The sequence below is a fragment of the Collinsella sp. AF33-16 genome (assembly GCF_003475325.1).
GTDB lineage: Bacteria > Actinomycetota > Coriobacteriia > Coriobacteriales > Coriobacteriaceae > Collinsella.
This window is the reverse complement of sequence record NZ_QRQC01000003.1, coordinates 58,731-73,177: the sequence shown is the minus strand read 5'-3', so window position 1 is coordinate 73,177 and position 14,447 is coordinate 58,731. Positions and strand designations below refer to the sequence as shown.

Genomic DNA, 14,447 nt, shown 5'->3' with positions numbered 1-14,447 from the left:
TCCTCCTCATTCTGGCCGCTTGCTCAATCCATCCCCGCACGCGGCCTGTACGGTTTGGAATTATTACCTAGAAGTGGAGTTTTTTATCTCTAGAATCGGCCTTGCGGTGCATACCGGCTCTGCAAGGCCGATTGTTTCGATGGACGATGGTTTACAGAAGACTCTCGAACTTCAGAAGACTCTCGAACTTCTCGCGAACCTGCGGGACGGTAAGGCCGATGATGACCTGGATTGACTGACCTTGGATCACCAAGCCATGCGTACCGATCGCCTTGAAGGAAGCCTCGGGTGCAACGACGCTCTTGTCCTTGACGTTAACGCGCAGACGGGTAGCGCAGTTAGTTACATCGATGATGTTATCCGTGCCACCGAGCAGATCGAGGATGTTCTCGGCAAGCACCAAGCGCTCATCATCTTTACTCTGGGCGACCGATTTGCCAGCAGCAGCACCGCTCTGCTTTTGCTTGTAGTCGGCCTTGGACTTGAGCTCGACCTCAACATCGTCATCCTCGCGACCGGGGGTCTTAAAGTCGAACTTGACGATCAGGAAACGGAAGACCACGACCCAAAGGGCGGTAAAGCACAGACCGACAAGGATGGAGATGGTGTACTGCAGACCGTGTGCGGCCCAAAGGGGCAGCCAGTCCCACGAGAGCATCGAGATGATGCCGCCGTCGAAGATGCCCACGACGCCAAGGAGGTTTTGAGCCATGCAGCCGAGCGCGCCGAGCACGCAGTGGACGACGAACAGGCCGGGCGCGATGAACAGGAAGGTGAAATCAAGCGGCTCGGTGATACCGCAAAGCATAGCGGTAAGGGTGACGGGAATGAGCAGAGCCTTGACGCGCTGCTTGCGCTCGGGCTTGGCGGTCATATAAAACGCAATGGCGACGCCAAGCGAGCCGAAGACTTTAGTCCATCCAGGGCAGGTATAGGCAGCCCAGGGTGCGGCATCCTTAAGAGCAATGCTCGGATCGGCAGCCAGTTGGGGCAGGATGTTAGCCCAAGCGGCAAAGATGCCGCCATTGACCGCCGCGTTGTCGTAATAGAACGGCGTATAGATAAAGTGATGAAGGCCTGTAGGGATCAGCACGCGCTCGAAGAAAGCAAAGACACCCACGCCAAACGTACCGGCGGAAAGGATGAATCCCTGGAAGGCGGAGATAGCAGCCTGAACATGCGGCCACACCAGGCAGGCGATAAGAGCGACCGGAACCATAACGAAGAAACCGATCATATAGATGAACACGGAGCCCGAGAACACGCCCAGCCACTCAGGAAGTTCGGTGTCGAAGAACTTGTTATGCAGCATCGTGGCGATACCAGAGATAATGAGCGCGCCCATGATGCCCATGTCAAGCGTTTTGATGCTTGCGATAGTGGCAAGACCAGTACCGCTGCCCGCCTCGACAGAGTAGTCGACACCAAAGACAGGGCCCCACTGCCCCAAGATTGTGCTTACAAAGTAGTTGAAGGTAAGGTAGATGGCCAAAGTCTCCATGCAGCAGCGAGCGTTCTGCTTGTTCGCGAGCGAGATTGGCAACGCTACGCAAAACAGCAACGGCATCTGGTTAAAGAGCGTCCAACCACCCTGGAGCAGCACATTCCAGCAATCAAACCAAAGATGACCCGCAGTGGCCATCTCGCCAAAGATCGCCTCGGTGGTAAACAACGTACCCAGGCCGACGACGATTCCGGAAAATGCGAAAAGAATTGCAGGCGTGTACATTGCACCGCCGAAACGTTGTATCTTTTGCATCATGACGGGGAATCCCCCTCTCTTCATTCGGAGCGCTGCGGTTTTGGCTTCACTCGAGACCGCAGACGCGCCGTTTGCGTGTACCTCGTGCAATAGGACGGGTGGGCCCGCTTCCCTGACTTCTTGCGCTTCTATTTTTATCATATCACTTATCTAGACAAGTTAGTATAAATACTACGGTCGGTAAACGGTTGATTATTGGCCGTAAACGGTATATGTCCAGTATTTCGCCTGCTAAATCTGATATAGCTGATAGCTGCAATTCATATTTCTTTTTTACTTGTCTAGATATGCTTGTCTATATCTGCAGACATACCTATACTTCATTACAACATTCACCACCACGTTAAGGAGTCACCATGAAAAGCGCGGTCTTCTATGGAAAGCACGATCTCAGGGTCGAGGATTCGACAAAGCCGGCCGTGGGCAAGCGCGACGTTCTGATCAACGTCAAGGCTTGCGGCGTCTGCGGTACCGACGTTCATATCTATGAAGGCGACAAGGGTGCAGCCGACGTTACCCCGCCCACGATCCTTGGTCATGAGTTTGCGGGCGTTGTCGAGGCCGCGGGCAGCGACGTCGCTGGCTTTAAACCGGGCGATCGCGTGTGCATCGACCCAAACCATCCCTGCGGCTGCTGCGAACCCTGCCGTGACGGAATCAACCACTACTGCGAGCATATGACCGGTTACGGCACCACCGTTAACGGCGGCTTTGCCGAGTACTGCTCCGTCGATATGCAGCAAGTCTACAAGTTGGGCGATCACACCAGCTTTGAGCAGGGTGCTATGACCGAGCCCGTCGCCTGCTGCCTGCACGGCATCGATATGTGCAACATCAAGCCCGGCAGCACGGTTGTCGTCATCGGCGGTGGCATGATCGGTCTGCTCATGATGCAGCTTGCCAAAAACGCCGGCGCCACCAAGGTCGTCTTGCTCGAGCCCGTCGAGGGCAAGCGCGAGGTTGCGCTCAAACTCGGTGCCGATCTGGCAATTGATTCCATCCACGAGGACGTCCCGGCCCGCCTGAAGCAGGAGGGCGTCGGCAACGTCGATGTCGTTATCGAGTGTGTTGGCAAGCCCGTCACCATCGAGCAGGCCATCCAGATCGCCGGCCACAAGGCTACGGTCATGATGTTCGGCCTCACCAAGCCCGATGAGACAATCACCGTCAAGCCCTTCGAGGTCTTCCAGAAGGAGCTTGTGCTCACCTCGTCCTACATCAACCCTTATACGCAGCGTCGCGCGCTCGAGCTCATCGACTCTGGCAGGCTCGACGTATCCTCGATGGTCGCCAAGGTGGCTTCCCTCGACGAACTCGGCGCCATCCTGTCAGACCCGGCCCTGCGTGCCATGGGTAAATATATAATCGACCCCAGCAAGTAAATCGATTGACACCTGCGCGGGCGGCCCTCACCCGTCGTTCGCGCACCCAGCTCTAGGAGACCGTCATGGCGCGAGCCATCTTCCAAACTATTTATGACAACGTGAAGCAGTCGATTGACGACGGCACATACGCCTATCAGAGTTATCTGCCTTCGGAGACTGAGCTCACGCAGCTGTTTGACTGTTCGCGCATGACGGTCCGTCGCGCCATCTCGATGCTTGCGGCAGATGGTTACGTGCTCCCCCAGCAAGGCAAAGGCATGCGCGTCATTCGCAACATCAGTGACGAGAAGAGTCGTGGTGGCGGCGGACTCGAGACCTTTAAGGAAATCGCGGTCAACCGAGGCTTTGAGCTCAAGACTGTCACCACCGTCTTTGAGCTCCTCATCTGCAGCAAGGCGCTCTCCAAGATTACTGGGTTTCCCGAAGGCTGTGAGCTCACACGCGCCAAACGCATCCGTTATGCAGACGGACAAGCCGTGTGCTCCGACGACTCCTATTACCTAAGCTCACAAGTACCGGGGCTGACACCCGAGATTGTCAACGACTCGATCTATCGTTACCTCGAAGAAGATCTTGGCATTAGGATTGCCACGGGCAAACGCGATGTAACGATCGAGCATCCCACGCCCGAGGATACGCGCGTGCTCGATCTCGACGACTTTAACGCACTCGCCGTTATACGCGGGCAGACCTACAACGCCGACGGCATCCTTATGGAATACACCGAGACCAAACAGGTCCCCGGGTTCTTTTTGCTCCATGAAACCGTGACGCGCAACGGTACCGGTCGAACCGGCCATCAAAGCAGCATGAACTAACCATCTATTAGTTGCGGTGGGATAGTTCCTAGAATGGCCAGCTTAAGGGCAAAACAGGAACTATCCCACCGCAACTTTTTTGGCCGGTGGAGCAGTACCTGTCCCACCGGCCATCATTTACGCTCGTTTAGCTAGTCCGCGAGCTTCTCCACCTGATCGAGCATCTTGTCGAGCTTGGCCTTTGCTTCGGCCTTGACCTTCTCAGCTTCTTCGTGAGCCTTCGCCTTCTGGGCGGCCTTCTCCTCGGCTTCGGGATCGACGACGACCAGATTGGACGCGTCATGCTCAACCAACTTGAGCGCATGCTCGGGGCACACCTTGACGCAGGCACCGCAGCCCAAGCAATACGTGGACTCCAACGCAAAGCGGCCGCTTCCCACCAAATCGCAGGCGAACGTGGGGCATACATTGACGCACTCGCCGCACGACGTGCACTTGTCAAAATCGCACTCCGGCGTGCTCACCTGCATGTTCTGGGCAAGCTCGGGGTGGTTTTGCAGCGTCGAGAGCACCAGCTGCCGCCCGTGTGTAAGCGTACGGCGGCGCTTGGTCGTCGTGGTGCCGCACATGGTGTTGAGCGTGCGCTCCAGCTGGGTAATCTGATGACGATGGGCTTTGAGCTTCTGCGTCACCGAGGCCAGCGCCGCCGTCGCCGGATTGAGCTTGGTCACCGTCAGGCCCGTGGTGCGGGCAATTTTTTCCATGTACTCCTTGCGCTCGTACTCGCGGCGCTTATGGCACTTGAGGCTCTTGGGGTCGACCTCCAGGCCCATACCCGTGCCAGACCACTCCTCGGCCTTCGCAATCGCCTCGCCCAGCATGTCCTCACCGCCGGTGTTGCGGCATTTATCGCACACGCCCAACGGCAGGTACACACTCACGTTGGGATAGTCGGCCAGTACCGAGAGCCAAGTCTCGGCCGTAATATCGCCCACGCAGGCAACGACGACTTCGTTTTCGCGCGGCATGCGCTTGAGGGCGCGCGTGCAGGTGACGTAGGCGGTCTCGTGGCTCGTAGCAGCAGAGACGATGTCGTCATACAGGTTTTTGGGCGCCAAGCGCGGCGAGATGATCGCCTCGGTCGGACAGGCAGCGGCGCACAGGCCGCACTTGCGACAGGAGTCGAGGATCTCGATGGCGTCTTCCTCGACCTCGATAGCGTTGACCGGGCACACGTCCATGCACGCGGTGCAGCCGCTCTTTTCGTTTTTGCAGGTCAGGCACGGAATGGTGTTGCCGCGCGGACGCTCCTTATAGTCGGCAGGATTCCACTGCGGCGCCGACGGATCGAGCGCATCGGTCACGCCGCCAAGCGGGTTTTTAAGAAAGTCGAAACCCTTGCTGATCTCGATAATGTCATCAAACAGATCGTGTTCCTGCGCCATGCGCGGCCCCTCCCTGAGCAGTGCAAACAAGCAAGAGATAATGATACGCTATCGGCCCACGCCTCGAGCAAATTACACGCGGAGCATCTTTGCGGCAAATAGCCCATGGCCTATCGCCACCTCGATTGCACAAGGTCAATCAAGCGCCAAACTATGCCTCGCACATGAGCTGCACGAGCTTTTGTTTGGTCACCTTGACCTGCTCGTTGGCCATATTACGCTCGTTTCTAAAGACCGCATTTGCAACACCCTGCAGGTCGGCATCGGAAATCTCGTCAAGACCCAGCTCCGCGAGCGTCGTCGGCAGACCAACGCGCTGGCATAACTCGAGCACCTGATCAAGCTCGGGCGCGCGCTCCAGACGAAGCTGGACCACCAGACCAAACGCTACGGCCTCGCCGTGCATAGCCTTGCACTCGGGCAAAATCGTCAGGCCGTTGGCGATGGCATGCGCCAACGCCAAGCCGCCGCTCTCAAAGCCGACGCCCGAGAGCAGAATATTGCACTCGATCAGGCGCTCAACCGCCGGCGATATACGGCCCTTTTTGAGATCGCGCTTGGCAGCGACGCCGCACTCCATGAGCGTGTCATAGCAGGCACGAGCCGTAACCAAGGCCAAGTGTCCCGGCGCGCCACCGTGTTCGTTCGCACCTCTCGCCGCGGCGCATGAACGCGCCTCGAAGTACGTTGCCAGTGCGTCGCCCATACCGGCGACCGTCATCCGCAGTGGTGCTGCCGCAACCACGTTGGTATCAACCACGACCAGATCGGGATTTTTGTCGAGCACCAGGTAGCGGTCGAACGACCCGTCCTCGTGATACAGCACCGAAATCGCGCTGCACGGACCGTCCATCGAAGCCGCCGTGGGGCATACGCACAACGGCAGCTCAGCATAAAACGCAACGGCCTTTGCGATATCGAGCATCTTGCCGCCGCCAATGCCCACCACCATGTCGCAATACTCGGCCCGGGCTTCCTTGGCCATTTCGACAACGGCATCTTCCGTACACGGACCGTTGTAAATCTTAAAGAACGGCTCGCTTAGATCTTCATCCAGAAATCCATCGACGATCTGCCTGCACAGCCGATCCTCGGTGCCCTGGTCAAACAAGACATAGGCAGCGCAGCCCAACCATGACAAATACCTGCCCTGACGCGAAAGTTCGCCCGGCCCCTGAACATACCGGCCGGGACCGCCGTAAACCATAGGAAGCGCCATACGAGAATCCGCCCTTCATCAAACAACGATTGGTGCAAAGTAACCTGACCCCTTTGCACCAACTTGGTGCGATGGGGTCAGGTTAGTTTGCACCATAGCAAAAAGGGGCAAAGCCGTCTGCTGGCTTTGCCCCTTCCTTAGCTTGATTTACTCATCCATGAGATAGTAGTGGCCCAGTGCGTCTGCACCCAGAATGGCGTTTGCGACCATCTCGGGCGTCACCTCAAACGGCATGTTGCACATGGTGTCATCGGGCGCGCAGGCGGCCTCGGCAACAATCATGGCCTGCTCGCGCGTAAGCTCGGCAACGCCAAGTTCCTTCATCGTGACCGGCAGGCCCAGCTCAATGCAGAAGCCCAAGACTTCCTCGAGTTTCTCAGTCGGGGCATCCTCGAGTACCAGCTGGACGATAGTGCCAAAGGCGACCTTCTCGCCGTGATACATGCCGTGGCACTCGGGCAGCATCGTCAGGCCATTGTGGATGGCATGAGCAGCAGCAAGGCCCGAGCTCTCAAAGCCAATGCCCGAAAGCAGCGTATTGGCCTCGATGATATGCTCGACGGCAGGCGTCAACGCTCCCTTCTCCAGCGCGACCTTAGCCTTGACGCCGTCGGCCATAAGTGTCTCGTAGCAGAGCTTGGCGAGCGCCAGGCCGGCCATTCCGCCCTTGCCGCCAGCGCAGGTGCCACCGTCGGCATCGTGCGTTGCCTGGGCCTCGAAATAGGTTGCGAGCGCATCGCCCATACCGGAAACCGTCAGGCGCACCGGGCTCGCCGCGATAACCGTCGTGTCCATAAGGACAATATTGGGGTTTGCCTTAAGGAAGAGATACTTGTCGAACTGGCCGTCATCGGTATAGAGCACGGAGAGCGCCGAACACGGGGCATCGGTCGAAGCAATGGTGGGGCAAATGATAACCGGGGACTCCAGGTAATAGGCGACGGCCTTCGCGGTGTCGAGAATCTTGCCGCCACCGACGCCGACGATGATGTCGCAACCGTTGTCGCGAGCGAGCGCAACCAGGCGATCGACCTCGCCCTTGGAGCACTCACCGTTAAAGTCCTCAAACAGCAGCTCGGCCTTAGCCTCGGCAAAGCCGCCCTCGATCTTGGCACCGACGCGCTTCTTGCCCGAAGGCGTCACGATGACGAGGGCCTTAGCGCCAAGCGGCTCAACATAAGAGCCGAGCTTGGCCAGCTCGTCCGGGCCCTGGATGTACTTGCTGGGGCTATTGAAAATTGCAGCCATAACCATCCCATTCTCTAAAAGAAAAAGAAAGGGGCTCCGTACGGATACGTGCGGAGCCCCTCGTTACGATAACAAGAGTCGATTAGAAATCGATGTCGGTGTCGTAGTAGCAGGCCTTGAGGATCTTCTCGAAGTCGGCAGCCTTGGTCTCACGCGGGTTCTCGGGCGTGCAGGCGTCGGTCTCGGCGTTCGCAGCGATCTCGGGCAGCTTGGCGAGGAACTCCTCCTCGGAAACCATCTGCGGGTTCTCGGCGTCGACCTTCACGCCACCATTCGCGTAATCCTTGATGGACTGCGGAATGTTGAGCTGGTCATTGAGGTCGCGAATCTTCTGGACGAGCGCAGCGATGAGCTCCTCGTTGGTCTCGCCGGGAAGGTGCAGGATCTCCTTGGCCACGTAAGCGTAACGCTCAGCAGCACGCGGGTCCTTGGAGTTCCACTGGATAACCTTGCCCAGGTACATGGCGTTAGCGGCACCGTGGATGATGTGGCCGTTCTCGAAGGCAGCACCGGTCTTGTGAGCCATGGAGTGAACGATGCCGAGCAGGCCCGAGGAGAAGGCGATACCGGCGATGCACTGAGCCTCGTGCATGTGCTGACGGGCCTCATGGTCGCCAGCATAGGACTTGGGCAGCCACTCGACGATCTCGCGGATGCCGTGCAGGGCGTTGGCATCGGTGAACATAGAAGCGCAGGTGGAAACGTAGGCCTCCATGCAGTGGGTCAGAGCGTCCATGCCGGTGTGAGCGCAAAGCTTAGCAGGCATGGTATAGGTGAGCTCGGGGTCGACGATGGCGACATCCGGGGTGATGTTGAAGTCGGCCAGCGGGTACTTGATGCCCTTGGCGTAGTCGGTGATGACGGAGAAGGCAGTGACCTCGGTAGCGGTACCGGAGGTAGAGGAGATGGCGCAGAAATGAGCCTTCTGACGCAGCTCGGGGAAGCTGAACGGCTGGATGATGTTATCGAAGGACTCCTCGGGATACTCGTAGAAGACCCACATGGCCTTAGCGGCATCGATGGGCGAGCCGCCGCCGATGGCGATAATCCAGTCAGGCTCGAACTCGCGCATGGCCTCGGCGCCCTTCATGACCGTCTCGATGGACGGATCGGACTCGACGCCCTCGAACAGCTTGACCTCGAAGCCGCCTTCCTTAAGGTCGGCCTCAACGTCCTGCAAGAACCCGCCGCGGCGCATAGAGCTGCCGCCAGAAACGATGATGGCCTTCTTGCCCTTGAGGTTCTTCACCTCGTGGCGAGCGCCCTCACCAAAGTACAGATCGCGAGGATTGGTAAAACGTCCCATACTGTGCCTCCTAAACAAGCCCCTCTTAGACTTGCGTATATAACGGAGCACCCGATTGGCTCCGTTAGGACCGTTTTGCGCGTTGCCGGCGATGACAATGCGCGATGTCTAAACGTCTCAACGCTCAGACAAACACTATTCTACCGTTCTGGTTGGTCAGTTATTCACCTAAAGCCGACAATGATGAAACGTTTTTTCTATCCCTGAAGACCCTTGTGGGGCATTCATACTCCCAAGCTGGGCAAACGTTTTATCAAGGTTGACCACATATCCCGGGCAGGACTGTGCCCCTCCAAAATGCGCCCCGTTCGCCGCCAAAAATCGACCGTTTGCGGCACCGTGATACCACTCAGTCGTCCAAGGTGCCGACATTTGTGCGACATCCGTCTTCGTGGTGCAAAGGTGCATGTCCAAGTGCGGCACCCCCGGTGTGCCACATGCGGGTAAACTAGAACTTTATATAGAGACATTTGAACCCTAACCGCAGCAAAGGAGGCCCCATGGCATTCGATCCCATTCAAGAGGATTGCCATCGCCTCGTTCTTGAGGCCTTGCGCCGCGACAATATCCCGCTCACCGACGGCCCCGCCGTCGAGCGTCTGATGGAGCAATTCACCCGCAACCCCGCGCCGCTCATCGTGCACGACCGCGACCGCGCCGGGCACCTCATTGCCAAGGTGGTCGAGGCTGTCGACTACCGCATCCCCTTTATCCCCGACGACGCCCAGGCAGAGCAAGAAGAAGCCGCAGCCGAGAACATGCTCCGCGAGGCAGCCGCGCTCGATCCGGCCAACTGGGATGCCCAGCGCATGCTGACGGCGCTCACCGCCGAATCCAACGAGGAATACTTACAGTACCTGGTGTCCAAGTGCGATGAAGTCGAACACGACCTGGCGCTCAAGATCGCCTCGGCTCAGGACCCCTACGAGCGTGAGGCCGCTGGCGACCTCACGCGCCGCCCCTATCTGCGCTGGCTTGCCGCCTTGGCATCGCGCGCCCTCATTAGCGGCCGCTATCGCATGTCGCTCGAAGCCGCAAATCGCAGCTTGGACTTTGCGCCCAACGACCCCGCTGGTGTCCGCCACACCGCGATGCTCGCCATGGCAAAGCTCGAATACCCCGCCGAGGAGCTCAAGCGCTTTCGCTCCGCTCACTCCGTGCCGTACCTCGCGAATACCCCGCTGCGCCGCCGTCCCAAGGATGCAGAGCGCGACTTGGACCCGTGGACGCTCATCGCACTGATGAGCGCAGCCTGGCGCGAGCTGGACTACGAGGGTGCCGAACACTACCTGCGTATCCTTGTGCGTTCGTGCCCCCACGCCGCCGAGGCGCTCTACTTCCAAACCGAGTTTCCCGATGGCGTCTATGCCCGCGTTAACGTGGGCGTGGGCTCGACCGACGAGCTTGTCCTTGCATTGTCCGAGGCGACGCCGGTACTGCAGGAGGGCCTGGGCGCTCCCGACAACGCCAGCTTTGCCGCCTGGATCGCCACCAACGACATCGTGCGTTCCCAGATCGACGAGCGCATCCTGCGCGCGGCCGAGCAGGGGCTTCCATTTAAGGGAGGGGACCTCTAATGGATCCGAGCGTCTACATCCCCGCCTACCTGGAGCGCACCTATCTGGCGTCGCACCCCGAGCTCACCGATGCAGCACGCGAGCTTGTCCATAACGACATTAGCGCGAATCCTCAAAAGTATGCGCAGGCCGAGCATGCCCAGGCACTGCTGTCCTATGCCGGCGTTCATCGCCACCTGCTCGACGAGCTCCATCGCATCGAGGACATGGGCAGCGACGAGGAGTTTGAGCAGACGCGCAACCGCCTGTTCGACGATATGCGCGATGAGCTGCTCAAGATCGTCCGCATCGATGCGCATGTCCTCGATGCCCAGCTGCTCGCCATCATTTTGGCGGACACGCCCGTCGACACCTGCCTGGGCGATCTGATGCAGCTCGAGGCGACCACGGCCGATTACCTGCAGCAAAGCGTGCCCGGGTTCGACATGGAAGCCCCGCACTACTGGGCCAATAATGTTTTGGCCGATGGTGTCACCGCAGCAGACCTTACCGTGAGCGAGCCGGCTCTTATCGGGTGGCTTCACACGCTCGAGGCCATCTCGCAGCTGTGCATGGCGAGCGCCCGCTACCGCGCTGCCGCCAACTACGCCCGCCGCGTCCTTAAGGCGGAAGGCTACCCCACCCGAGCCGCAGGCACCGTGTTGCTCGCCCTCGCTCGCCTGGAAGACCAGGACGGCTTTTTTGCCCTAGCCCACCAGCTCGAGGAAGAGATCGGGGCTGACGCGCTCGAGAACTCTCCCTGGTACCTGCTCGCCCGCACGATTCTGCTGTTCAAAACAAACAAGATGCGCCCGGCGACACGCGCGCTGCGTGAGTTTGCCAACCGTTGCGAGGGCGGTGCGTTCTTCTTACTGAACCCCATGTACCAGACACCGTACCTTCCCTGCCGGCCCGAGCCACGCGATCCCTGGGATCTTTCGCACCAGGCCGTTTGGGAAGCGGACGGCATTATCTCGGACACTCCCGACTTTGCCCCCTGGGCCAATGCCTGCGAAGACGTGTCGCAGCTTGCCCAGGAATTTGCGCGCCGCTATGGATTTTAGTGACGCACTCGACCCGACCATGTCGTTTACGTTAGGAACGGTTTCATGAACCTCCGCTCATCTCTTGCCTGCACCTCGAGCGATATCGCTCGCTGGGGACTGCGCTCCGTCCTCAAGCGCCAGGGTGGCGTACTCCCCGGCCGCATCGCCATGAAGATCGACCCCGAGCTGCTAAGCGACCTCGCGAGCCTGGTCGATCGCAGCGTGGTGATCACCGGTACTAATGGCAAGACCACCACCTCCAACCTCATCGCCGACGCCGTTGCCGCCAGCGGCGCTACCGTGGTGTGCAACCGTGCCGGCAACAATATGGAGCCCGGTGTGGTGGGTGCTCTGCTCGAGGCCCGCGGCGGCCTTAAGCACACTGACAGCGGCAAGCGCGTGGGCGTTTTTGAGTGCGATGAGCTCTACACCGTACGCGTCCTGCCCAAGCTCAAGCCGACGTACTTTGTGCTGCTCAACCTGTTCCGCGACCAGCTGGACCGCTACGGCGAGATCGATCACACCCAGGAGGTCATCGCCCACGCGTTGGAGCTTTCGCCGGCAACGACGCTCATCTACAACGCAGACGACCCGCTGTGTGCCTCGATTGCCGCGCGCGTTCCCAACGCGAGCATTGCCTTTGGCATCGACGGCGCCACCAACACCGAGTCCGACCGTATTAGCGACTCACGTTTTTGCTCACAGTGCAACGCGCCGCTGGAGTATGACTACGTGCAATACGGCCAGCTCGGCGCCTACCATTGCCCCTCGTGCGGCTGGGCCCGCCCTGCGCTTGTCCGTCGCGTGACGGGCGTGGAGCTCGGCTGCGACGGCTACGGCTTTGACCTGGTCTTTGGATCTGCGCCCGACGCGGCTGCCGCACACATCGCCACACGCTACAACGGCCTGTACATGGTCTATAACGTTGCCGCCGCCTTCTTTGCCGCGCACGAGTTGGGCGTGGATACGGCGCACCTGCAGCCCACGCTCGATGTCTATGTGCCCGCCGGTGGTCGTATGGGGCGCTGGGATATCGCCGGCCGCACCGTCGAGGCCAACCTGGCTAAGAATCCCGTAGGCTTCGATCGACAAATCCAGTCCATCAAGACGGCAGGCGGCAGACTCTGCGCTTTCTTCCTCAACGACAACGATGCCGACGGCCACGATGTATCGTGGATCTACGACGTCGACTTTGAGCGCATCGCCGACACGCCGGGTCTTGTCGCCTTTGCCGGAGGCACGCGCGCGCACGACATGCAGGTGCGCCTCAAGTACGCCGGCATCGATGCCGCGATTATCTCGGACGTCGCGCAGGCAATTGGCGACGTGGCAGACGAGGCCGCCAATGACACCTTCTACGCCGTCGCCAACTACACGGCCTTCCCGCCGCTGGTCAAGGAGCTCGACGGACTGAAGGGCGCCGATGCAGCCACGGTTGCTGCCCGCGCCGTAGCCCGTGCCGACGGCAGCGCTCTTCCTGTCGGCATCGCACCAGTCGAGCTTTCGCGCCCGCTGCGCATCGTCTACCTGTATCCCGATGCCCTTAACCTCTACGGCGACGGCGGCAATGTTATCGCGCTCGAGCGCCGTTGCGCCTGGCGTGGCATTCCCGCGCGTGTAGACGAGGTCCGTATGGGCGAGGTGCTCGACCTGACCGACGCCGACATCGTCATGATGGGCGGCGGCTCCGACCGCGACCAGCTAGCCGTGGCACACGAGCTGCTCGCCCAAAAAGACAAGGTCGCGGCCTATGTTGAGGATGGCGGCTCGCTGCTTGCCATCTGTGGCAGCTATCAGCTGCTCGGCCGTTCGTACTATATGGGCGAGGATCGCATCGAGGGTCTGGGGGTCATTGCCGCCGAAACCGTACGTGGCTCCGATCGCCTGATCGGCAACGTAGCCGTCAAAACCGATCTGGCACCCGAGCCCTTTGTGGGATTCGAGAACCATGGAGGTCGCACCCTGCTCGATGCAGAGGCCACGCCGCTCGGAACGTCCATCGTCACGGGCACCGGCAACAACGGCGATGATGGCCTTGAGGGCCTCATCTACAAGGGCGTCATCGGCACGTACCTGCACGGACCAGCGCTACCCAAGAACCCCGAGCTCGCCGACTGGCTCATTACCCACGCCCTCGAGCGGCGTGGCGATGCACAGGCCGCCGCCCTGCTGCCGCTCAAACCCCTCGATGACACCTACGAGCACGCCGCCCACGACGCCGCCATGAAGCTCCTCCCCTAACGCCCCACCACCACAAAGGAGACAGGCACCTTTGTGGTGGTTTTCCAGTTTGCCAACGATATACGCGCCGGCAAAAAAGTCTGCTATACTCTTTCCCGCTGTCCCCATCGTCTAGCGGCCAAGGACGCCACCCTTTCAAGGTGGATATCGCGGGTTCGAATCCCGCTGGGGGCACCATTTGAAATGCAAAGCCCGTTACCCTTGTGGTGACGGGCTTTTTTCTTCTCCAACGCCGGGATTCGAACCCCGAAGGCATAAAATCACACTGTCATCCAAGGGCCCGTGGACAAAAAATAGCAAATATGAGTACTGTTACCAATTTAGTAACAGCGATTTCATGCCATCAGAAGGCGATTTGGACACAAGGCGTCCTATGGCGGAGGAATTGCAGGCATTTATCAGCTAAGTACTTGGACATATGTTGCGTAACACTGCATATTTTGCAAAAAGATAATGCTACAGGGCTTGTGACAGTACTCAT

10 protein-coding genes and 1 tRNA gene are annotated in these 14,447 nt (G+C 59.4%); 6 read left to right on the top strand and 5 right to left on the bottom strand.

All coding sequences use genetic code 11. From position 1 onward, the window contains the following. Positions 1–151: 151 nt before the first annotated feature. Positions 152–1,762, bottom strand: a complete 1,611-nt coding sequence (locus tag DWZ52_RS01995) for an alpha-glucoside-specific PTS transporter subunit IIBC (protein WP_118384795.1) — start codon at positions 1,760–1,762, stop codon at positions 152–154. Between the two features lie 356 nt (positions 1,763–2,118). Between DWZ52_RS01995 and DWZ52_RS01990 the strand changes: the two genes are divergently transcribed. Continuing rightward, positions 2,119–3,144, top strand: coding sequence for a zinc-dependent alcohol dehydrogenase family protein (locus DWZ52_RS01990; RefSeq protein WP_118384794.1), 1,026 nt, complete (start codon positions 2,119–2,121; stop codon positions 3,142–3,144). A gap of 65 nt (positions 3,145–3,209) precedes the next feature. Continuing rightward, on the top strand, positions 3,210–3,965 hold the full coding sequence (locus DWZ52_RS01985; protein ID WP_117716786.1) for a GntR family transcriptional regulator: 756 nt from the start codon (positions 3,210–3,212) through the stop codon (positions 3,963–3,965). A gap of 131 nt (positions 3,966–4,096) precedes the next feature. On the opposite strand, the gene DWZ52_RS01980 is transcribed toward DWZ52_RS01985, so the two are convergent. The 4 genes from DWZ52_RS01980 to DWZ52_RS01965 all read right to left on the bottom strand — a co-directional run bounded on the left by DWZ52_RS01980 (position 4,097) and on the right by DWZ52_RS01965 (position 9,123). Then, positions 4,097–5,350 (bottom strand): 4Fe-4S binding protein, encoded by a 1,254-nt coding sequence (locus DWZ52_RS01980; RefSeq protein ID WP_118384793.1) that lies wholly within the window; start codon positions 5,348–5,350, stop codon positions 4,097–4,099. Between the two features lie 151 nt (positions 5,351–5,501). Further along, positions 5,502–6,569, bottom strand: a complete 1,068-nt coding sequence (locus DWZ52_RS01975) for a glycerol dehydrogenase (RefSeq protein WP_118384792.1) — start codon at positions 6,567–6,569, stop codon at positions 5,502–5,504. Positions 6,570–6,716: 147 nt separating this feature from the next. Continuing rightward, positions 6,717–7,817 (bottom strand): glycerol dehydrogenase, encoded by a 1,101-nt coding sequence (locus DWZ52_RS01970; RefSeq protein ID WP_117563611.1) that lies wholly within the window; start codon positions 7,815–7,817, stop codon positions 6,717–6,719. Between the two features lie 82 nt (positions 7,818–7,899). Further along, positions 7,900–9,123: an iron-containing alcohol dehydrogenase gene (locus tag DWZ52_RS01965; protein WP_117583326.1), complete on the bottom strand. Its 1,224-nt coding sequence runs from the start codon at positions 9,121–9,123 to the stop codon at positions 7,900–7,902. A 500-nt stretch (positions 9,124–9,623) separates the two neighbouring features. On the opposite strand from DWZ52_RS01965, the gene DWZ52_RS01960 reads away from it, so the two are divergent. The 4 genes from DWZ52_RS01960 (at position 9,624) to DWZ52_RS01940 (ending at position 14,143) form a co-directional block, all read left to right on the top strand. Further along, on the top strand, positions 9,624–10,700 hold the full coding sequence (locus DWZ52_RS01960) for a hypothetical protein (protein ID WP_118384791.1): 1,077 nt from the start codon (positions 9,624–9,626) through the stop codon (positions 10,698–10,700). Next, on the top strand, positions 10,700–11,743 hold the full coding sequence (locus DWZ52_RS01955; protein WP_118384790.1) for a hypothetical protein: 1,044 nt from the start codon (positions 10,700–10,702) through the stop codon (positions 11,741–11,743). Before DWZ52_RS01960 ends, DWZ52_RS01955 begins: the two co-directional genes overlap by 1 nt. Positions 11,744–11,788: 45 nt before the next feature. Next, positions 11,789–13,966: a MurT ligase domain-containing protein gene (locus DWZ52_RS10085; RefSeq protein ID WP_233547240.1), complete on the top strand. Its 2,178-nt coding sequence runs from the start codon at positions 11,789–11,791 to the stop codon at positions 13,964–13,966. Between the two features lie 100 nt (positions 13,967–14,066). Continuing rightward, positions 14,067–14,143: transfer RNA gene (locus DWZ52_RS01940), tRNA-Glu, on the top strand. Positions 14,144–14,447: the final 304 nt, after the last annotated feature.